The sequence below is a fragment of the Paraburkholderia sp. GAS448 genome, assembly GCF_050435685.1.
Lineage (GTDB): Bacteria > Pseudomonadota > Gammaproteobacteria > Burkholderiales > Burkholderiaceae > Paraburkholderia.
Genome location: NZ_JBNDKT010000033.1, coordinates 1 through 19,539, shown reverse-complemented (window position 1 = coordinate 19,539; position 19,539 = coordinate 1). Strand labels below are relative to the sequence as shown.

Sequence of the window (19,539 nt, the reverse complement as noted above, 5' to 3'; positions counted from 1 at the left end):
TCAATATTTGCGCGTCGGCAACGTCTGTTCCGCCACGCTCTGCGGGAACACGGTCTCTTGCGTCAGGATCCGCTTGGGCAAGGGCTTGCCGGCCACCACGTCCTTCACCGCCGACATCAGTTGCGGTCCGAGCAGCGGGCTGCATTCGACATCGACATTCATCTTGCCCGCCGCCATCGCCTGGAAGCCGCCCTTGGTCGCGTCGAACGATACAACGACGACGTCCTTGCCTGGATGCATGCCGGCCTCTTCCATCGCCTGGATCGCGCCGAGCGCCATGTCGTCGTTATGCGCATAAACTACATTTATTTTATTTCCATAAGTTTTTATAAACGCTTCCATGACCTGCTTGCCGCCGGCGAGCGTGAAGTCGCCACTTTGCGACGCGATGATCTTGAATTTCGGATCGTTCTTGATCACTTCGAGCAGGCCTGAATGACGGTCGTTAGCCGGAGCGGATCCGACCGTTCCCTGGAGTTCGGCGATGTTGATGGGGCCCTGGTCGTTTTTATAGTGATCTTCGAGCCAATGGCCGCCACGCCGCCCTTCTTCCATGAAGTCCGAGCCAATCATCGTCACGTACAGCGAGGTGTCTTTCACATCGATGTTGCGGTCCGTCAGGATGACCGGGATCTTCGCCGCCTTGGCTTCGAGCAGCACCGGCTCCCAGCCCGACTCGACGACTGGCGAGAACGCGATCACGTCGACCTTCTGGGCAATGTAGGAGCGGATCGCCTTGATCTGGTTTTCCTGCTTCTGCTGGGCATCGGAGAATTTCAGCTTGATCTTCGCGTCGGCGGCTGCCGATTTCACCGATTCGGTATTGGCTGTGCGCCATGCGCTTTCAGCCCCGACCTGGGCGAAGCCCAGCGTAATCTGTTTGTCTTCGGCGTGCGCGCTGACCGCCGAGAACGTGAGTGCCCCCGCACCGGCGCAGGCTACGAGAGCGCGCAACGCGGCGCGTCGTGAAATCATCATGACTGTCTCCTGATCATTGTTTTGTGTCGATGGTCCCACCGCCCGGCCATGCGGCGATCTCATGGGGACGAACCTAGCGTAGTGGCTGGTTCCGGTACCGTCCAATTATTTGATTTGCGCAACCCATACCAGTTTTGATATGGAGCGCCCCGCCGTGTTGCCTGAAGCGGGATACGGCCCGGTCGCGGGGGCACTGAGGTGTGTTTACATTTCCCTTATATTGCGAACGGAAGTCTTTAGACGCTCCCTACGGCGCGTTCGCTAGTCTCTCGATACCCTGTTGTTACGCGACGGTATCGATGAACAGTACAAGGAACCTTGTCCGACCGAAGAACGTTCTACTGTGCGCCACGCTTGCGTTGACGCTGGCCGCCGGTGCCGCCCGCGCCGACGACAACGCGGACGGACGCCACGCCGCCGTGGTCCGCATCCTCACCAGTCATTTCCGGCTGTCGGCAGAACGTGCGGAACATATCGTTGGCGCGGTCGAGCAGGCGGCCGGCAAACTGCATGTGCCGATCTCGCTGATTCTCGCGATCATTCAGACCGAATCGGGTTTCGACTCACGCGCGACCAGTTCCGCGGGTGCGATCGGACTGATGCAGGTCATGCCGGCGACGCTTCGCGACTTCACGGCGCGCAGCGCACCGCCCGCGGACATTCAGGACCCCGCGGGGAACATCTACGTCGGGACGTCGATCCTGCGACGCTATATCGACGATGCGGATGGCGACATGCAGCAGGCGCTCAGTCGTTATAGCGGCGGCACGCGCGGCTACGCTCGAAGGGTGTATGCCCGCTGGCGATATTTCAGCGATTTTGCCGATCCCGCGCTACATTCCGCCCGCGACACCGCGTTCGCGCTACGAGCGACGGCCGCCGGCAGGCAGGACGAGGACGCTCCGGACACGGCGGCTATCGGCGCGGCATCGCAGGGCGAGAGACAAGCCGGGAAACAAGGCGAAAGGTCAGATTGATCCGCTCGCCCTGCACGAGCGGTTCTTTCGGCACGCGGTGCCGCCATTCCGCCTGGGTTCGTCCGCGCATCACGAGGAGACTTCCGCCCTTTAACGGAAACGACTGAACGACACCTGTTTTGTTGTGCTTCAGGTCAAAGGTACGCGCGACGCCCAGGCTCACGGACGCGATCACAGGTTCGGCGCCCAGTTCGGGTTCGCGGTCGGCATGCCAGCCCATGCTGTCCGAGCCGCTCCGATAGCGATTCAGCAGCACGCTGTTAAAACGCGCACCGCAGATGACTTCCGCGGCGGCCTTGAGTTCGGCGACAGCGGGCGTCCATGCATCGGGCACGTTGCGGATACCCGAATACACATAGACGGCGTCCGGCTCGCCCTGCCATGCAGTGAGCCTCGGCAGGGGCACACGACCGGCCGGCGTCATCATCGTGTCCTGCTTCCACGCGACTTCCTCGACGATGCGTGCCTGCACCCGCGCCGCCGCTTCAGGGGCGAGCCAGTCGGGGTACCACTCGACGTCAGGAGCAGGAAGGTCGTTGAACAGATCGGACATGAGGAAACTTCTCGCGCACGCGCGTCGCGAAACGTCGAATGAGAGACCCCGCCATTATGAAGCGGCGCGGCCTGGGCGAATCATCCAGCCGCTTGCGCTTTCATTCGCGCGTGCCTTGGGACTCGATACCGGCCCGATGTCGGACTTCGATCCGCACAGGTCGTCGAAGCGTCCTTCGCGGGTACGATCGGGAAGTCGAACTGGGGCCGCTGGCCTGGAAAATCGATGTAGTGTGTTGCGAGGTGCGCGTCACGTCACGTCAGCAGCGCGATATAGAAGACGATCGCGCCGATCAACGCGCCGACGAAGCAGAAGCCCTCTTCGGCTTCGTCGCCGTTGGAGCGTAACCATGCGCCGATAACCCCGAACATCCCGGCGATCCCCAGCGCCACGAACACCATCACCACGTCGAACAATGCGCTGCGGCCCAGTTCGGAAAACTCGATCTGCTGCACGCCGAAATACAGACCCAGCGCCATCAGCGACAGCACGACGAGCGGCAACATTACATGACTGCCCTCGTAACCGATGTGATGCTCATGATGGCCGTGACCGTGCGCTTTCGTCAGCTTCATCATCGTTCGTCTCCCACGTCGCTCTCTGAACCGGCGACAGATCGCCCCCGAATCGGCGCTGGTTTCGACCAGACTGACACCGTCATTGAACCAGTTCAACGAGGGAAAACCAGAGCCAGTTTCGATCGGGCCCACTTTCAGAATAGGCGATAGAGACACGCAATTCAAAATCTGTTTAGTTCATTAAGGCATGCAGGACCGCGGCGCGCGCTGCAGGCTGAATCGCCGGTCCATGGCGCGTAATTCAGCGCTTCATGCGATGCGTGATGGCTCATGCGAGCAGCGAAAACACGCGCGAGGACGTGACCGGCAGCCGCGGCGAACTGTCGGTAGAATGGTTCGCCTGTCCGCTGTTTCGACGCCCGGCGCCGCTGCCCTCGGTGCGGCGCCATGCTCCCCGGTTCGACTCAACTGCCCCTCAACTGCCCTCTCTATGCGCCGCATATCGTTTCTGGTTCGCGTGATCCTTATCGGCATCCTGCTGCATGTCTATGTCGGCTTCCGCCTGATTCCGGATCTGCCGGTCGGCACGCCGCTACGCGCGCTTGCCGCGTTGTGGCTCGTGCTTTCCGTATGCGTGATTCCGCTCGGCGTGCTGGCGCGCAACATCGAGCAACAGCCCCTCGCCGACCGTCTCGCCTGGCTTGGCCTGCTGGTGTTGGGGTTCTTTTCGTCGCTACTGGTGCTGACGTTAGCGCGCGACCTGCTGCTGGCTTCGTTGCTGACCATCGATGCGATCAGGCCGCATACCTTGCCGCTCGCTACGTGGCGCATCAATACCGCCGCGGCAGTGCCGCTGCTGGCGTTGCTGTCGACTGCCGTCGGCCTCTTCAATGCGCGCCGCCGCGCGCGCGTCGTCACGATCGACATCCCGATCGACGATCTACCCGCCGCACTCGACGGCTTCACGATCGTCCAGATCAGCGACATCCACGTGGGCCCGACCATCAAGCGCAGCTATGTGGATGCGATCGTCGACGCGGTCAACCGGCTGAAGCCCGACCTGATCGCCGTGACGGGCGATGTCGTGGACGGCAGCGTCGAGCAGCTTTCGAGCCACACACAGCCGCTGTCCCGGCTTACGGCACTGCATGGCGCCTATCTCGTCACGGGCAACCACGAGTATTACTCCGGCGCGCATGCGTGGATCGACGAGTTCCGGCGCCTCGGGCTCACGGTGCTGCTCAACGAACACGTCGTCGTCGAACACAAGGGCGCGCAGGCAGTGATCGCGGGCGTGACCGATTATTCCGCCGGGCACTTCGATCCGGCACATGCCAGCGACCCTGCCGCGGCACTGACCGGCGCACCCGGCGACGTGCTGATCAGGGTGTTGCTCGCCCATCAGCCACGCAGCGCAGAAGCGGCTGCCGACGCCGGCTTCACGCTGCAGTTGTCGGGGCACACGCATGGCGGACAGTTCTTCCCGTGGAATTTCTTTGTCCGGCTCCAGCAGCCCTTCACCGCCGGACTCGCGCGCATGAACGGGCTCTGGGTCTACACGAGCCGCGGCACCGGCTACTGGGGCCCGCCCAAGCGCCTCGGCGCACCGTCGGAAATCACGCGCGTGCGTCTCGTGCCTGCCGAGGGCGTTTAAGGCAGGCCCGGTCCTTGCGGAAGACTCCGTCATGAATCACTTACGGAGTCCGCGATGACCACCAGTACGCCAACGAAGGCGCAAACTACGCCCCCGGATCTCGACCATCCAGACCCCGCCATGCATAGCGATAACGCAATGGCGGCTGATGATCTGTGCGCCTTGCACCTGCTGCAACACAGCCGCCTCGCCTGCCCTCAGCCGTGATACAACGCACCTGTACAGGCATCGAAGGATGACGACCGATTATGGATGGCAACAAGTCGCTGCATCAGACGAGTTTTTATCTTCTCCTGTTCACCGTATCGATCGCGCTGTGTTTCATTCTGGCGCCGTTCTTCAATACGATTTTCTGGGGCAGCATTCTTGCCTTGATTTTCCAGCCCGTGCAGCGCTGGCTGCTCATCCGGTTCGGCCGGCGCCGCAATCTTGCGGCATTCGTCACGCTGCTGCTGTGCGTCGTCATCGTGATCCTGCCGCTGATGCTGGTCGCGGGCACCCTGGTTCAGCAAGGTGCGCTCGTCTACGGGCAGCTGAGATCGGGCAATCTGAATTTCGGCGGCTACTTCGACGAGATCCTGCATGCGCTGCCTGATTCGGTGCAGCGCATGCTCGCGAGCGTCGGGCTCACCGATATCCACGGCCTGCAGCAGAAGCTGACCGCGGGCGCGGCGCAGATCAGCCAGTTTGTCGCCGCGCAGGCCCTCTCCATTGGACACAACACGCTGCAGTTCCTCGTCAGCTTCGGCGTGATGCTGTATCTGCTGTTTTTCCTCGTGCGCGATGGTCGTGAAATCTCACGCCTGATCCGCGAAGCGATTCCGCTCGACGAGGAGCGCAAGCTGCACCTGACGCGCAAGTTCACGACGGTCGTGCGCGCAACCGTCAAGGGTAATGTCGCGGTGGCGCTCGTGCAGGGCACCCTCGGCGGGATCGCGTTCTGGGTCGTCGGGATTCAGGGGGCGCTGCTGTGGGGCGTGCTGATGGCGTTCCTGTCGCTGCTACCCGCGATCGGCGCGGCGCTGATCTGGGGACCCGTCGCGATCTACTTCCTCGTGACCGGCGCGCTCGCCAAGGGTCTCGGCCTCTTCGCTTTCTGCGCGCTCGTGATCGGCATGGTCGACAATGTGCTGCGCCCGATTCTCGTCGGCAAGGACACCAAAATGCCCGACTGGGTCGTGCTGATCTCGACGCTCGGCGGCATGTCGCTGCTCGGCATCAATGGCTTCGTGATCGGGCCGCTCATCGCTGCGCTCTTCATGAGCTGCTGGGCGCTGCTCACGCGCGACAAGCACGGTGTGTCGACCCAGTGACACGGTTTGCCTGACGGCCGCCGCCCAGGTGAACGTCTTGCGGTGTCTCGAACCACACGCCGAAGCCTAATTGAAATGAAAATTAGCTCATTCGATGTTCGATCGAACATCAACGCGCTTGACTGCGCTCGTTTACGAACATAGGATTCTGCTAACGGGGCGACATCAGTCATCAGACAATTGCAGTCACTCCGCAGCCGGATCACATTGAGCAGCACGGCGAGGGCTGTCGAGTGGGCATCAGAACCCGCGAGGCCCAATGTAAAAGAGTCATTTCAAAGGCTGCCGGTCGTGTGACGACCTATCAGATGAGACAGCCAGATCATCTTCAGGCGCGCGGCCGGTCACCGGCTCGCGGACGGAAGTCAGGACGGAGACAGAATTGAAAACAATCAAAGGCTTACGCTGGTGGATCATCGTGCTGGTCTGCCTCGGCACCATCATGAACTACCTCGCGCGCAATTCCCTCGGCGTCCTCGCGCCCGAGTTGAAGCACGTGCTGAATCTCTCGACGCAGCAGTATTCGTACGTCGTGGGGGCTTTCCAGATCGGCTATACGATCATGCAACCGGTTTGCGGGATCGTCGTCGACCTGATCGGCCTGCGGCTTGGCTTCGCGCTATTCGCGGTCTTGTGGTCCGCCAGCGGCGTGCTGCATGGCCTCGCGACCGGCTGGGTCTCGCTTGCCGGCATGCGCGGGCTGCTCGGACTGTTCGAAGCGGCAGCCATTCCGTCCGGCATGAAAGCTGTCGCCGAATGGTTTCCGGACAAGGAAAAGTCGGTTGCCGTCGGCTATTTCAATGCGGGCACGTCGCTCGGCGCCCTGCTCGCTCCGCCGGTCGTGATCTTCCTGTCACTGCGCTTCGGATGGCAGTCTGCGTTCATGGTGACAGGCGCGTTCGGTTTCGTGTGGGCCGCGCTCTGGTACGCACTCTATCGCTCCCCCAACGAACATCCGCGTATTACCGAGCACGAACGCACACTGATCGAAACAGGACAGACGACGTCCCCGCCGGCCAGCCAGCGCCCGGTGCGCGACGTGCTCGGCTCGCGCCGCTTCTGGGCGATCGCGCTGCCGCGCTTCTTCGCCGAGCCGGCCTGGCAGACGTTCAGCTTCTGGATCCCGCTCTATCTCGTCACTGTGCGCCATATGGATCTGAAGGAGATTGCACTCTTCGCGTGGCTGCCCTTCCTTGCTGCCGATCTGGGCGGCATCTTCGGCGGCTACCTGTCGCCGTTCCTGATGAAGTATTGCCGCGTCCCGCTGATCTGGTCGCGCGTCGCGGGCGTCGTGCTGGGTGCGCTGCTGATGATCGGGCCGGCCTGCATCGGGCTCGTGGCATCGCCGTATATGGCGATCGCGCTCTTCTCGGTGGGTGGCTTCGCGCATCAGATGATCTCCGCTCTCGTCAACACGCTGAGCGCCGACGTGTTCGATTCCGATGAAGTCGCGACCGCCAGCGGTTTTGCGGGCATGGCCGCGTGGATCGGCGGCCTCAGTTTTTCGCTGGTGGTGGGCGCGCTGGCCGATACGGTCGGCTATGGCCCGCTCTTCGCGTGTCTCGCTGCGTTCGATCTGATCGGCGCTACGTTGCTGGTTGTGCTGATCCGCGGCCAGTCGAAACAGGAACGCGCACTCGCTCACGCCTGATGCGGGCGTGTCTGTCGCCATGAAAGGAAGTCTGATGACGTCGTTATTGCATCCCCCGGTGTTCGAAGCTGCCCAGCCCGACGGAAACCATTTGCGTCTGACGAGCGTTTCCGGGCCGGTCATCGATATCTTCGTGCTCGAAGACGATATCGTCCGCGTGCGCGTCCTGCCCGACGGCGAGGCGCGCGGTCCGCGAACCTGGGCGATTGCGCCGGGGCTCGACGATGTGCCGGTCGAAGGACGCGACCGGCTCGATCTGTCCGGCTTCACGCTGCCGTCTTTCGCACTGCACGAAGAGGCCGGCAAGCTTCGCATCGAAACGGCCCAGATCCGCTTGACGGTATCGCTGCAAGGCGGATTCTGCGGGTGGGAAATGCGTCGCGGCGATGCATGGCAACGCGTGCTGGAAGACCGTCCGACGCAAGCCTGTAACTTCGGCTGGTGGGACGATCGCGTGTATCACTACGTCAAGCGCGAACGCGGCGAAATGTATCTGGGTCTCGGTGAGCGCGCGGGTTCGCTCGATCGTGCGAACCAGCGCTACCAGATGGTCAACATCGACGCGATGGGTTACAGCGCGAAAACGACCGATCCGCTCTACAAGCACATCCCGTTCTATCTGACGTGGCAGCGCGACGCGTCGCTGGGCTTCGGTCTCTTCTATGACACGCTCGCCGACTGCACCTTCGACATGGGCCGCGAGCTGGATAACTATCACGGCCACTATCGCTACTTCGTCGCCGAACACGGTGATCTGGACTACTACTTCATCGCCTCGGCCGACACGCCGCTCGCCGGCGTGCGACGCTTCACCTGGCTTACGGGCCGCCCTGCGCTGATGCCGAAGTGGGGGCTCGGCTATTCGGGCTCGACGATGAGCTACACCGACGCGCCCGATGCCCAGCAGCAGATGGGCCAGTTCATCGAACAGTGCCGTGAACACGACATCCTGTGCGATTCGTTTCACCTGTCGTCGGGCTATACGTCGATTGGTCCGAAGCGCTATGTGTTCAACTGGAACCGCGACAAATTTCCCGACATCGACGGCTTCGTGCAAGGCTACCTCGACGAGGGCGTCAAGCTCTGCGCGAACATCAAGCCCTGCCTGCTGCGCGATCACCCGGAGTTCGAGAAGACCGCGCGTGACGCCCTGCTGATTCGCTCGAAAAGCGGCGCGCCGGCATGGGTACAGTTCTGGGACGAGGTCGGCGCCTATCTGGATTTCACGAACCCAGCCACGATCGCCTGGTGGCAGGCCCATGTGAAAGACGCGCTGTTGCAGCATGGCATTGCCGCAACATGGAACGACAACAACGAGTTCGAAATCTGGAGCCCTGACGCCATCGCGCACGGCTTCGGCAAACCCTTTCCTGCGCGGGAAGCCAAGGTCCTGCAAACGATGCTGATGATCCGCGCATCACGCGACGCCCAGCGCGCGCATGCCCCCGGCAGTCGCCCGTTTCTCGTTTCGCGCTCAGGCGGCGTGGGCATGCACCGCTACGTGCAAACGTGGTCGGGCGACAACTATACGTCGTGGGAAACGCTGCGCTACAACCTCAAGATGGGGCTTGGGCTCGCGTTGTCCGGCGTGTCGAATATCGGGCACGACATCGGTGGATTTTCCGGTCCGGCACCGGATGCGGAACTGTTCGTGCGCTGGATTCAGTTCGGGATTTTCCTGCCGCGCTTCAGCATCCATTCGTGGAACGACGACGGCACCGTCAACGAGCCGTGGATGCATCCTGAAGCGACGCGCACTGTGTCGGATCTGATCAAGCTGCGCTATCGCTTCATTCCTTACCTCTATCACCTGCTGTGGGAATCGACGCAGCACTACGAGCCTGTGCTGCGACCGACGTTCGGCGAGTTTCCGCACGACCCGAACTGCTATGTCGACAGCGACGACATGATGCTGGGTTCGTCGTTGCTGGTGGCGCCCGTCGTCGATGCGGGACAGACGCATCGGCAGGTGTATCTGCCGGCCGGCGTACGCTGGGTGTCGTACTGGAGCGGTGAAGCCTTTACCGGGGGGGCGACTGTCACCCTTCCCGCGCCGGGGGACCAGCCTGTCGTGCTGATCCGCGAAGGCAGCGTCGTGCCGCTCAATGTAGCGGAACAACACTTCGCACGGCCAGCCGATCAGCGGGGCTTTATCGTGATTCCGCGTGAAGGCACCGGCGTCACCGAAGGCGCATGCATCGAGGACGACGGCGAATCGGAAGCGTGGCGCAACGGCGACTACGGTTCATGGAAAGTGACCGCGCAAGGCGATGCTGGAACGCTCGCGTTGTCGGTCGAATGGCACGGACGTATGCGTCGGCCGGCCGGTTCGGTCGACATTCATCTCCCTGCTTCGGAAACGCGCTCCGTGACAGCGAAGAACGGCAGGCTGGCAGACGAAAAGCGCACGGGTGGCTGGGTCCAGTTCACCTACCATCTCAGCGCCTGATAGATAGCGATATCGATGCGGGTCGTGCCGGATCCGCATCAAATTACTATTGTCTTTCAATAACCCGTACGCCATTCAACCGCGAAGCATGGGTTGACCCGCCGTTCGGGTGCGGCCTACAATCCGGCCATTCTTCAAAAATGGAAACCGCCGTGGACAGTAGTTCCAGTCGATCTTCGATTTATCTGACTGCCTGACGGCAAGACCTCCGCGCCAGCTTTTCTCCAGCCGCCGTCTTGCCTCCCAGGCAGAGGGTGCGCGCCGCAGTAATCCCCGTGCACTGTTGTTCGTCTCCGCAATTCATTGCGGATCGTGGCGTTTGCGTCGCAAGCTGTCGCTCGCGTGCGCTCTCGCGCCTGACGTTGCCCGCACGCTTTCGCGCAACTGTCATGTATATCGTTCAACCTGCAAGATTGCCCGCTCGCTGCGTGGGCAACCTTGCCTATCCATAACCCAACCGATGACAGTCGAATTCGTCCTGCGGCTTCTCGCCGCCTTCGCCTGCGGCGTCGCGATCGGCCTTGAACGGCAGATGCGGCAGCGCAGCGCAGGCCTGCGCACCATCACGCTCGTTGCAAGCGGCGCTTGTCTGTTCGTCACGCTCGGCGTGCTGACCGGCAACGGCACCGCGGGCGTCACCCAGATCGCGGCCTATGTGGTTTCGGGCGTCGGCTTTCTCGGCGGCGGCGTCATCATGCGCGACAAGGGTTCGATCCAGGGAATCAATACCGCCGCGACGCTGTGGTGCTCGGCTGCTGTCGGCGTGCTGTGCGGCGCGGGACACTATGGCCCGGCGCTGGCTGGTACCGGCATCGTGTTGCTGACCAATACCGTATTGCGCGAAGTCAGCCAGATGATCAACGCGACGCCTGTTTCCAATGCCGATCTCGTGCGGGAATATGTGTTGACCGTCGTCTGCCGCGAGGATGACGAGATTCACATCCGCACGGTGCTGTCGAACTCGATGTACTCGGCGCCCCTGTCTTTTCAGAGCCTGACGAGCGAAGACGTCGAGGAACAGGAAGGCCGCATTCGCGTAGCCGCTACCCTGAAGCTGCATCCGAAAGATCAGCCGAAGCTGGAGCAGATGGCGAGCCGCATCAGCATGGAAAAGAGTGTATCGAGCGTAAGCTGGACTGCCACGGAAGCTGAGCCTACTCCGGAGTGAAGTTCACGCTTCGGCGATTCCAGATAGTGGGGTCGTTCAGACATTGTCAATTCTGTCTGGCAAATGATGGACTGTGCTCACATCATCGACTAAGCTCAAGCACCGTGATCAATTCACACTCAACCATGGAGTCCTGACTATGGAACACGGCATCATTGCCTGGCTGATCATTGGCGCAATCGCAGGCTGGCTTGCAGGCGTACTGGTGAAAGGCGGCGGCTTCGGCCTGATCGTCGACATCATCGTCGGCATCGTCGGCGCGTTTATCGGCGGCTGGCTGGCCGGTTTGCTCGGTATTACGCTTGGCGGCGGCTGGATTGGTTCGATCATCACCGCGTTGATCGGCGCCGTCATTCTGCTTTTCATCATCCGGCTCATCAAACGAGCGTAGGTGCAGCAGGAACGGTAGATGCTGTGACGTCAGGCGATCTGAAAATTACAATCGCCTGACATTTGCTTTCTTTCAGGCCGGCGTGCTCGCTGGCGGCAACATCGAGCCGGTCTCACTCAGGCGCACGTGAAAAGCGAACGCCTGTTGCAGCCGATGCGGCGTCTGCCCACCTGCCTTCAGTGCATCGCGGTAATAGTCGCGCAACAGATCCCGATACAGCGGATGCGCGCATTTCTCGATGATCTGCACCGCTCGCTCACGCGGGGCCAGGCCACGCAGATCGGCAAGTCCCTGTTCCGTTACGACCACGTCGACATCGTGCTCGTTGTGATCGACGTGCGGCACCATCGGCACCACGCTCGAGATGCGTCCGTCTTTCGCCACCGACTTCGTCGCAAAGATCGCACACGAAGCATTGCGCGCGAAATCGCCAGACCCACCGATGCCGTTCATCATGTGCGTGCCGCCGACGTGCGTCGAATTCACGTTTCCGTAGATATCGAACTCAAGCGCGGTGTTCAGCGCAATCAAACCCAGGCGCCGGATGACTTCCGGGTGATTGCTGACTTCCTGCGGACGCAGCACGAGCTTGTTGCGATAGCGATCGAGATTGCCGAATACCTGCTTCTGCCGCGCAGCGGAGAGCGTGATCGAAGCGCCCGAAGCGAAGACCATTTTGCCTGCATCGATCAGATCGAAGGTCGAATCCTGCAGCACCTCTGAATACATCGTGAGCGCTTCAAACGGCGACTGGACGAAGCCAGCCAGCACTGCGTTTGCGATTGTGCCGATACCGGCCTGCAAAGGCGGCAATGGCGAAGGCATCCGTCCGTGCGCGACCTCATGCCGGATGAAATCGATCAGGTGACCCGCGATACGCGCCGTGTCGTCGTCGGCGGGCAGAACCGTCGACGCGCTGTCGGGCTTGTCGGTGATGACGATAGCGGCGATTTTCTCCGGCGGAATTTCGATCGACGTCGTGCCGACGCGGTCTTGCGGGCGCACGATCGGCAGCGGCTCACGGTCCGGCCGGCGGCCCGGGATCCAGATGTCGTGCAGGCCTTCGAATGTCACAGGCTGTGCCAGATTGATTTCGACGATCACCTTGTCCGCCAGAATCGCAAAGCTCGCCGAGTTGCCGACTGAGCTCGTCGGCACGATACCGCCTGTTTCGGTGATCGCGGTTGCTTCGATGATCGCAAGGTCGAGCTTGCCGAGCTGGTTCGCGCGCAACATCTCGACGGTCTCGGACAGATGCTGGTCGACGAACATCACGTCGCCGCGATTGATCGCCTGCCGCAGCGTCGTATCAACCTGGAAAGGCAGACGGCGTGCAAGCACGCCCGCTTCGGTCAGCATGCGGTCGACGTCGTGACCGAGCGATGCGCCCGTCATCAGCGTAATGCGCAGCGGCGCGCTGCTCTTCCGCGCGCGTTCAGCGAGCGCCAGCGGAACAGCTTTAGCATCGCCGGCTCGCGTGAAGCCGCTCGCGCCGACGCGCATGCCATCCTGAATCAGCAACGCTGCTTCGTCAGCAGACACGACCTTGCCGCGCAATGCGGCGCAACGAATGCGGTCTTCGAACATGTGAGTCTCTCCTGTGTCACCCGTGCCGTCTTTGCGGTTCGCAGGTCTTGTGTGTACGTCGGATCCGTCGGGGGTATTGCCAGGCCTTGCCGCGGCGCTCAGGTTCGGTGAACGGCGTCGCAGCGTGGACCTGGTCGTATGAACCAACGCGATACAGAAACAGCCTGGTTTCCAGCGTGGTTACCGGATTAGCTGCCGAAGAATAGGTTGCAGAAGCTCACCGGGCCCACGCATTCGTTACCCTTCGGCGCCGCTGCCGGGGCATGCCGTGCGACACGACCTTCGGACGGCGTCACGTTCGACTGTGCGACCTGTTGCGCATTGATGTTGGTGTTGGCGTCGGTCGGAGCCGCGGTCTGTGCGTGAGCGATGGCAGCGGACAGCGAACATGCAACGAGTACAACCTTCAGCAATTTCATTTGATTTTCTCCAGTACTTTCAGTGTCTGCGTGAGCAGTGATGAAACTATAGGACTGGAGTGCGCCGGGATTAAGCACCCACCTAAGAAGGCATATTTCCATCCTGAGGAAAGATCGAAGCGGCGCCCGTCGATCAGGGGACATTGAACGGCGCATCCTTGTCCAGCAAGGCCGTTCGGATGAAGTGCAGGCAGCCGAGCACGCGCTGCAGATCGTGTCGCCTGTCGCGATCGGTGTACCCGGTGTCGAGAATCTGCTGGGCAACCCAGGTCGCCGCGCGTACGGAAACGAGCGCGCGCGTCAGCAGCTTTGGGTCGGGTCGCTCGAAAAGCTGCGCGATGTCGTCGCTCATCTCCTGCAAAACAGGCCGCCATCGCGGATGGAGTGCCTCGGCATAGTGCGCGCTCGCGGCTTCGTTGCGCAGATCGATCATCGCGTGACCGACTTCCAGCGTGAGGAGCATCCATCGAAGCGCGTGCCGGTGCGCCCGTGATGGCTTTCTGAGCAGCACGCGCAGTTGATACATGAGGTCGTGCGTGCTCGACTGGAAATGCTGGTTCAGCCCCTCCAGCTTGCCCTTACAGGCGAGTACGACCTGACATCGCAGATCGCGCCGGATCCTGTCGATGAGCCACGTCATGTGCTGCGGAAAAACAATCGCGAAACCCACCGCCGCGACCAGCATCGACACCACGATCGCGACTCCGTTGTTGATCAGCAGGTCTGGCGCGAATGTCACAACGTTGTCCGGCCCGGCAAGCAGACAGAAGAAAACTGAAAAGCCGATCCCGTATCCCGAAGTCCGTGGACGCGACGCGAGAAATGCCCCCAGCGCGAGCACGGGGGCGAGCGTTGCGCAGAGCAGCGGAAAGCCGTCGATGTTCGGATACACGTGGAAGTTGTAGAGATAGCCGGCCATCGTCGCCAGTGCTGCGCCGACGGCCATCTGCAGCGCGAGCCGCGACGCATTTGGCGCTGTCGACGTCAATGCGCACGTCAGCGCCGCGCCGATCACGGCAAGCCCCCCGCTCGGCCAGTCAGTCTCGATCCAGAACCAGCCGACAACGGCCACCACAACAGCTGTACGCAGAAACGCCAGCGCCACTACGAATCCGTTTGTCTTGTTGAGGTAGCGTGTCGCCAGCCGCTCGCGAACCGGATTGTGATCGGCGAGCGACGCGTACGTCTGCGTGTACCGGATGAACTCCGCGACAAAGCGATACAGCAGTTCGGCGGACGTATCGAAGTCGGGCAACGCCTCTGGTATCGACGATTCGAGCGGCCGCCGCGTCTCTCGAACGCGCCGCGGCAAGGTAGCCTGAAACGCCAGGAGCGCATTCGCGACACGCGCGACGTGCAACCTGCCGCGTTCAAGCCGACCTGTCTGCCCACTCAACAGAGACGAAAACTCCGCGAAATACGGCTCAACTGCATCGATCGTCGCGGTTGCGCCACTCGCGCGCAACCGCTTCAGCAATTGATGCAGCGCATGCAGACGGGCGCACGCATCCATGAATTCACTGTTCAGACGCGCAAGGCGTTGACTGCGCGTACGCATGCCCGGGTCTTCGAACGCGGCAAACGTGCGTGTCGCCTCGAAGCCGACGATTTCATCGACGAGGTCCGCAAAACGCCGTTCGAACGTCCCACGCTCGACCCGGCTACCCAGCACCGTCGCGGCAAACGCAGTAAAATTGAGATATCGGGCGTGCAGCGCGCTCTGCAATGCTGTACTCGATCTCAACGGTACGACCAGCGCGCTGACCGCACTCGAGCACACGATGCCGACCGTGACTTCCACGGAACGCGTCAACGCTGCGAGAAACAGGCCGTTCGGCTCCATCACCATCGGAATGCCGATCAACGCAGCGGTGTACCCCGCGAGCACAAAGCCGTACCACCGAAAATGCCGATACCGGACCGCCGCCGCTGTGCAGGCGCCCACCCAGCAAGTCAGGCCGAGCATATACAGCTCAGGCTGCTGGACGAAGATCGCCCCCAGCACGACCGCCGCGATCATGCCGACTGCAGTCCCCAGAATCCGGTAGAAGCTCTTGGCGAGCACCATGCCGCTCAATGGCTGCATCAGCACGAACACCGTCGTCATCGCGATGCGCGGTTGCGGCAGATCCAGCAGCATCGCGACACCCAGCGCAAGCAGTGCGGCGAGCACCGTTTTCAGCAGATGCAGCCAGACGAGGCCATCGGTCATGGCCCAGTCGCGTGCCGCCCAGATGACCGCGCGCAGCATGAGCGCTCCGCGCCGGCTGGATTCCGGCGTCCGCTTGATCGCATACTGGCGTTTCATGAACAGGGAAGCGCGCCTCGGCGCTGTAACGGCAAGGTGCCGATTGTAGGAGCCGCAAAAGCTCGCATTAATGGCAGCCGCCAGAAACATCCGTTCCATATCGAACAACAATGACCTTGCCCGAGAGGCGGACAATACGATCTCTTTGCAGACAAAGAAGGATTGATGGATACGCTACAGAATATGCGAGTCTTCGTACGCGTTGTCGAAGCGGGCAGTTTTACCGCCGCGGCTCAGTCGCTTAATTCGACGACCGGCGCGATGTCCCGCGCAGTATCGGAACTCGAGGCTCATTTGCGAACGCGGCTCCTGAACCGGTCGACGCGGCGCCTCGCGCTCACCACCGCCGGGGAACGGTATCTGAAGCGCTGTCAGCAGATCCTTGCCGACGTTGACAACGCGGAAGAAGAAGCAAGCTGCGCGCACGAGCGTCCAACAGGCGCACTCAGAATGCATAGTTTCGCGAGCGTGGGGCAGCACTATGTGCTCCCCGCTATTTCCCGCTATCGAGCGCTCTATCCGGAAGTGACAGTCGAATTGACGCTCTCCCAACGCATGCCAGACCTGTTCGAAGGCAGTAGCGACGTTGCGGTCGTCACGGCGTCCACTCTGCCCAACTCCGATCTTGTTTCGCATCAGCTAGGCTCGACGTTCAGCATCCTGTGCGCGTCGCCGGCGTATGTGCGCTCGCATGGTGCGCCGCAAGAACCGCACGATCTCGCGCATCACGAGTGCCTGATCCTGCAGACGCCGGCGTTTCCGGCGCATGAATGGCAGCTCGAAGGGCCGCAGGGTCTGGAGGTCATGGAAGTCACCGGGCCGGTGCAGGTGAATATCGCGGAGTCGCTCGTGGTCGCTATCCGGGAGGGGATGGGCATTGGCATGCTACCGCTGTATGCCGCAATCGACGGGCTGCGCAACGGCTCCCTGGTCCGCGTGTTACCCCATTACACGGCGCAGAGGATGAACGTCTACGCGCTTTACCCTTCGCGAAAGTTCATCGATGCCAAGACCCGGACCTGGGTCGAGTTTCTGCGCACGCATCTGCCAAAAGTTATCGAGCGCGACGAAGCGCTGCTCGCGGAGCTGGGCAACAAGGATACCGTCGAAGGCGGGGTGCCGGCGCATGCGGGTCTCGTCGTCGAAGTGGCGCCTCATCGGCTGGAACACTGATTTGCGCGTGTGTTGCGATGCGGTACGTCGCAACACACGGGCGGCTACGGGCTCGCACAGGACTATGAACCGCGCGCTCCCGATGAATTTGCTTATTCCATATTGAGCTTTACCGATCTCCTGAAGCGGCTACAGTTCATGATGTGCAGTCCTGTCGTGCCGCTTCGTCGGCACCCGGAGGAACGCGATGAGCATCTGGAAGCCCGATCCAAGCTTTTATCCGTCACCTCGTCTCGCGGCGCAGGCGCCGCCTGAGAAACTCGCGTACGTCGCGGCGTTCGACCCCGACCGGGGTCTGCCCGACGCTATCGAGATCGTCGATGTCGATCCCGCCTCGCCCGATTATGCAAACATCGTCGGGACGGTGACGATGCCGAATACGGGCGACGAACTGCATCACTTCGGCTGGAACGCCTGCTCTTCGTGTCTGTGTCCCAATGCACCTCATCCGCACACTGAGCGCCGCTATCTGGTAGTGCCAGGGTTGCGTTCGTCGCGCATCTATATCGTCGATACGAAAGCTGATCCGCTGAAGCCGAGCATCGTCAAGATCATCGAACCCGAGACCATCGCGAGCCGGACCGGTTACACGCGGCCACACACGGTACATTGCGGTCCGGGCGGCATCTACGTGACTGCGCTCGGCAGCGCCGACGGTGGCGCACCGGGTGGCGTTTTCCTGCTGGATCCGCAAAGCTTCGAACCGCTGGGACGCTGGGAAGTCGACCGCGGCTCGCAGCAACTGGCTTACGACGGCTGGTGGCATCTCGGCTACGACACGCTCGTGACGAGCGAATGGGGAACACCGGACACGTTCGAAAACGGCTTGATTCCCGAGGTGCTGCTAGGCGCGCGGTATGGGCGGCGATTGCACTTCTGGGACCTCACGCGACGCAAGCATCTGCAGGAAATAGACTTCGGGCCGGAGTATCAACTCGTATTCGAATTGCGACCCGCTCACGACCCGACGAAACCGTACGGTTTCGTCAATTGCGTGATCAGCCTGAAGGATCTGTCGTCTTCGATCTGGGTGTGGCATCGCGACGGCAACAAGTGGGCCGTCCGCAAGGTCATCGACATTCCTGCGGAACCGGCGGCTGCGGATGTACTGCCACCGATGCTCAAATCATTCGGCGCGGTGCCGCCGCTTGTGACGGATATCGATCTGTCGATGGATGATCGCTTCCTTTACGTTTCATGCTGGGGTACCGGAGATCTGCTGCAATACGACGTCTCTGATCCATTCGCGCCGACGCTCATGGGAAAAGTCAGAATCGGCGGAATTGTGTCGCGTGCCGCGCATCCGGCAGCACCCAACGATGCACTGAATGGCGGTCCGCAGATGGTGGAAGTCAGCCGCGACGGCAAACGGATCTATTTCACCAACTCGCTTTACGGAGCGGTCGACTCCCAGTTCTATCCTGAAGGCATCGACGGTTGGATGGTCAAGCTCGATGCGGCGCCGAACGGTGGGCTCGCCTTCGATCCGAAATTCTTCATCGAATGGCCGGCTGGGCACCGCCCGCATCAGATTCGTCTGCAGGGTGGCGACTGTTCGTCGGATTCGTACTGCTACCCGTGACGTCCATGAATCTATCGACGTCGCCTTGGTGGACGTGGGTGGTTATCGCCGGGTTGGGGACGTTTCACGGACTCAATCCAGCGATGGGCTGGTTGTTTGCGGTCGCGCTCGGGCTGTATCAGCGCAGTCGGCGCGTCGTCATGTTATCGCTCATTCCGATTTCCCTTGGCCATGCCGTCGCGGCGGCTTGTGTTTTAACGGCTGGATTTTCGCTGAGCACGGTGCTTGACCGTCATGCGTTGAACCGGATATGCGGAGTGTTCCTGATTGGCTGGGCGGGATGGCATGCGTGGCGAGGCCATCGGATGCGCTCGCCCGTCGGCATGCAGGCCGGCTTTGTGGGCCTGACAGGATGGTCTTTTCTGATGGCTGGCGCGCACGGTGCCGGCTTGATGCTGATTCCGGCGCTGCTACCAATGTGCGACGGATTGTCCACTAGCGCTGCGGCGGTGCGCGCATCAACTGATGTGTCCGTTAGCGTATCGACCATTGTCACGATGGCATCGGCAGCGCTCTTTCTGCACACCGCTGCAATGCTACTTACGACTGCCGTGATATCGCTGGTGGTTTTTGACCGTATCGGTGTGGCATGCCTTCGGACAAAGTGGGTGAACTTCGATCTTCTGTGGACGGTGTCGTTGTTCGGCTGTGGCGTTGCGCAACTGGGCCTCTGAGTCGAGAAGACAGCTCCTATGGCGCTGTGTGCATTGCTGCCTGGGAAGTGGCGTAAACGCAGAAACCCCACCTTTGTGGGGTGGGGTTTCCGATGCTGCAGGGGAGCCTGACGATTACCTACTTTCACACGGGCAATCCGCACT

General features: G+C 61.5%; 17 protein-coding genes. 11 read left to right on the top strand and 6 right to left on the bottom strand.

Translation table 11 applies throughout. The annotated features are described in order from the left end of the window. On the bottom strand, nucleotides 1-978 hold the full coding sequence (locus tag P3T23_RS36965; RefSeq protein ID WP_429321006.1) for an ABC transporter substrate-binding protein: 978 nt from the start codon (nucleotides 976-978) through the stop codon (nucleotides 1-3). Between the two features lie 299 nt (nucleotides 979-1,277). On the opposite strand from P3T23_RS36965, the gene P3T23_RS36960 reads away from it, so the two are divergent. Then, entirely contained in the window at nucleotides 1,278-1,955 is a 678-nt protein-coding gene (locus P3T23_RS36960; protein WP_429321005.1) for a lytic transglycosylase domain-containing protein, read from the top strand. Here the strand turns inward: P3T23_RS36960 and P3T23_RS36955 are convergent. Together P3T23_RS36955 and P3T23_RS36950 are read right to left on the bottom strand one after the other, a co-directional pair. Continuing rightward, nucleotides 1,894-2,508, bottom strand: a complete 615-nt coding sequence (locus P3T23_RS36955) for an alpha-ketoglutarate-dependent dioxygenase AlkB family protein (RefSeq protein ID WP_429321004.1) — start codon at nucleotides 2,506-2,508, stop codon at nucleotides 1,894-1,896. The genes P3T23_RS36960 and P3T23_RS36955 overlap by 62 nt on opposite strands. A gap of 254 nt (nucleotides 2,509-2,762) precedes the next feature. Beyond that, nucleotides 2,763-3,086: a hypothetical protein gene (locus P3T23_RS36950; protein ID WP_429321003.1), complete on the bottom strand. Its 324-nt coding sequence runs from the start codon at nucleotides 3,084-3,086 to the stop codon at nucleotides 2,763-2,765. Nucleotides 3,087-3,516: 430 nt separating this feature from the next. On the opposite strand from P3T23_RS36950, the gene P3T23_RS36945 reads away from it, so the two are divergent. The 7 genes from P3T23_RS36945 to P3T23_RS36915 all read left to right on the top strand — a co-directional run bounded on the left by P3T23_RS36945 (nucleotide 3,517) and on the right by P3T23_RS36915 (nucleotide 11,652). Continuing rightward, complete coding sequence (locus P3T23_RS36945) at nucleotides 3,517-4,680, top strand: metallophosphoesterase (protein ID WP_429321002.1); 1,164 nt, start codon at nucleotides 3,517-3,519, stop codon at nucleotides 4,678-4,680. 54 nt (nucleotides 4,681-4,734) lie between these two features. Further along, complete coding sequence (locus P3T23_RS36940; protein WP_429321001.1) at nucleotides 4,735-4,887, top strand: hypothetical protein; 153 nt, start codon at nucleotides 4,735-4,737, stop codon at nucleotides 4,885-4,887. 41 nt (nucleotides 4,888-4,928) lie between these two features. Next, nucleotides 4,929-5,993, top strand: a complete 1,065-nt coding sequence (locus P3T23_RS36935) for an AI-2E family transporter (protein WP_429321000.1) — start codon at nucleotides 4,929-4,931, stop codon at nucleotides 5,991-5,993. A 382-nt stretch (nucleotides 5,994-6,375) separates the two neighbouring features. Continuing rightward, nucleotides 6,376-7,644, top strand: a complete 1,269-nt coding sequence (locus P3T23_RS36930) for an MFS transporter (protein ID WP_429320999.1) — start codon at nucleotides 6,376-6,378, stop codon at nucleotides 7,642-7,644. Nucleotides 7,645-7,678: 34 nt separating this feature from the next. Beyond that, nucleotides 7,679-10,093, top strand: coding sequence for a TIM-barrel domain-containing protein (locus tag P3T23_RS36925; protein WP_429320998.1), 2,415 nt, complete (start codon nucleotides 7,679-7,681; stop codon nucleotides 10,091-10,093). A gap of 460 nt (nucleotides 10,094-10,553) precedes the next feature. After that, nucleotides 10,554-11,261, top strand: a complete 708-nt coding sequence (locus P3T23_RS36920) for an MgtC/SapB family protein (RefSeq protein ID WP_429320997.1) — start codon at nucleotides 10,554-10,556, stop codon at nucleotides 11,259-11,261. Nucleotides 11,262-11,400: 139 nt separating this feature from the next. Continuing rightward, complete coding sequence (locus tag P3T23_RS36915; protein ID WP_429320996.1) at nucleotides 11,401-11,652, top strand: GlsB/YeaQ/YmgE family stress response membrane protein; 252 nt, start codon at nucleotides 11,401-11,403, stop codon at nucleotides 11,650-11,652. A gap of 72 nt (nucleotides 11,653-11,724) precedes the next feature. On the opposite strand, the gene P3T23_RS36910 is transcribed toward P3T23_RS36915, so the two are convergent. The 3 genes from P3T23_RS36910 to P3T23_RS36900 form a co-directional block, all read right to left on the bottom strand. Beyond that, a complete protein-coding gene (locus tag P3T23_RS36910) occupies nucleotides 11,725-13,239 on the bottom strand; it encodes an acetyl-CoA hydrolase/transferase family protein (RefSeq protein ID WP_429320995.1) in 1,515 nt (504 codons plus the stop codon). A 188-nt stretch (nucleotides 13,240-13,427) separates the two neighbouring features. Further along, nucleotides 13,428-13,658 carry a hypothetical protein gene (locus P3T23_RS36905; protein ID WP_429320994.1) on the bottom strand — a complete coding sequence of 77 codons (231 nt, stop codon included), beginning with the start codon at nucleotides 13,656-13,658 and terminating at the stop codon, nucleotides 13,428-13,430. Nucleotides 13,659-13,791: 133 nt separating this feature from the next. Beyond that, a complete protein-coding gene (locus P3T23_RS36900; protein ID WP_429320993.1) occupies nucleotides 13,792-15,966 on the bottom strand; it encodes an FUSC family protein in 2,175 nt (724 codons plus the stop codon). Nucleotides 15,967-16,131: 165 nt separating this feature from the next. On the opposite strand from P3T23_RS36900, the gene P3T23_RS36895 reads away from it, so the two are divergent. The 3 genes from P3T23_RS36895 to P3T23_RS36885 all read left to right on the top strand — a co-directional run bounded on the left by P3T23_RS36895 (nucleotide 16,132) and on the right by P3T23_RS36885 (nucleotide 19,395). Next, nucleotides 16,132-17,139 carry a LysR family transcriptional regulator gene (locus P3T23_RS36895; protein ID WP_429320992.1) on the top strand — a complete coding sequence of 336 codons (1,008 nt, stop codon included), beginning with the start codon at nucleotides 16,132-16,134 and terminating at the stop codon, nucleotides 17,137-17,139. Nucleotides 17,140-17,326: 187 nt separating this feature from the next. Then, nucleotides 17,327-18,721, top strand: a complete 1,395-nt coding sequence (locus P3T23_RS36890; RefSeq protein WP_429320991.1) for a selenium-binding family protein — start codon at nucleotides 17,327-17,329, stop codon at nucleotides 18,719-18,721. Nucleotides 18,722-18,726: 5 nt separating this feature from the next. Beyond that, complete coding sequence (locus tag P3T23_RS36885) at nucleotides 18,727-19,395, top strand: hypothetical protein (protein WP_429320990.1); 669 nt, start codon at nucleotides 18,727-18,729, stop codon at nucleotides 19,393-19,395. Nucleotides 19,396-19,539: the final 144 nt, after the last annotated feature.

Coding starts and splice junctions, on each gene's coding strand:
- P3T23_RS36965 (WP_429321006.1), bottom strand. CDS start 978: ATGATGATTTCACGACGCGCCGCGTTGCGCGCTCTCGTAGCCTGCGCC.
- P3T23_RS36960 (WP_429321005.1), top strand. CDS start 1,278: ATGAACAGTACAAGGAACCTTGTCCGACCGAAGAACGTTCTACTGTGC.
- P3T23_RS36955 (WP_429321004.1), bottom strand. CDS start 2,508: ATGTCCGATCTGTTCAACGACCTTCCTGCTCCTGACGTCGAGTGGTAC.
- P3T23_RS36950 (WP_429321003.1), bottom strand. CDS start 3,086: ATGATGAAGCTGACGAAAGCGCACGGTCACGGCCATCATGAGCATCAC.
- P3T23_RS36945 (WP_429321002.1), top strand. CDS start 3,517: ATGCGCCGCATATCGTTTCTGGTTCGCGTGATCCTTATCGGCATCCTG.
- P3T23_RS36940 (WP_429321001.1), top strand. CDS start 4,735: ATGACCACCAGTACGCCAACGAAGGCGCAAACTACGCCCCCGGATCTC.
- P3T23_RS36935 (WP_429321000.1), top strand. CDS start 4,929: ATGGATGGCAACAAGTCGCTGCATCAGACGAGTTTTTATCTTCTCCTG.
- P3T23_RS36925 (WP_429320998.1), top strand. CDS start 7,679: ATGACGTCGTTATTGCATCCCCCGGTGTTCGAAGCTGCCCAGCCCGAC.
- P3T23_RS36920 (WP_429320997.1), top strand. CDS start 10,554: ATGACAGTCGAATTCGTCCTGCGGCTTCTCGCCGCCTTCGCCTGCGGC.
- P3T23_RS36915 (WP_429320996.1), top strand. CDS start 11,401: ATGGAACACGGCATCATTGCCTGGCTGATCATTGGCGCAATCGCAGGC.
- P3T23_RS36910 (WP_429320995.1), bottom strand. CDS start 13,239: ATGTTCGAAGACCGCATTCGTTGCGCCGCATTGCGCGGCAAGGTCGTG.
- P3T23_RS36905 (WP_429320994.1), bottom strand. CDS start 13,658: ATGAAATTGCTGAAGGTTGTACTCGTTGCATGTTCGCTGTCCGCTGCC.
- P3T23_RS36900 (WP_429320993.1), bottom strand. CDS start 15,966: ATGAAACGCCAGTATGCGATCAAGCGGACGCCGGAATCCAGCCGGCGC.
- P3T23_RS36895 (WP_429320992.1), top strand. CDS start 16,132: ATGGATACGCTACAGAATATGCGAGTCTTCGTACGCGTTGTCGAAGCG.
- P3T23_RS36890 (WP_429320991.1), top strand. CDS start 17,327: ATGAGCATCTGGAAGCCCGATCCAAGCTTTTATCCGTCACCTCGTCTC.
- P3T23_RS36885 (WP_429320990.1), top strand. CDS start 18,727: ATGAATCTATCGACGTCGCCTTGGTGGACGTGGGTGGTTATCGCCGGG.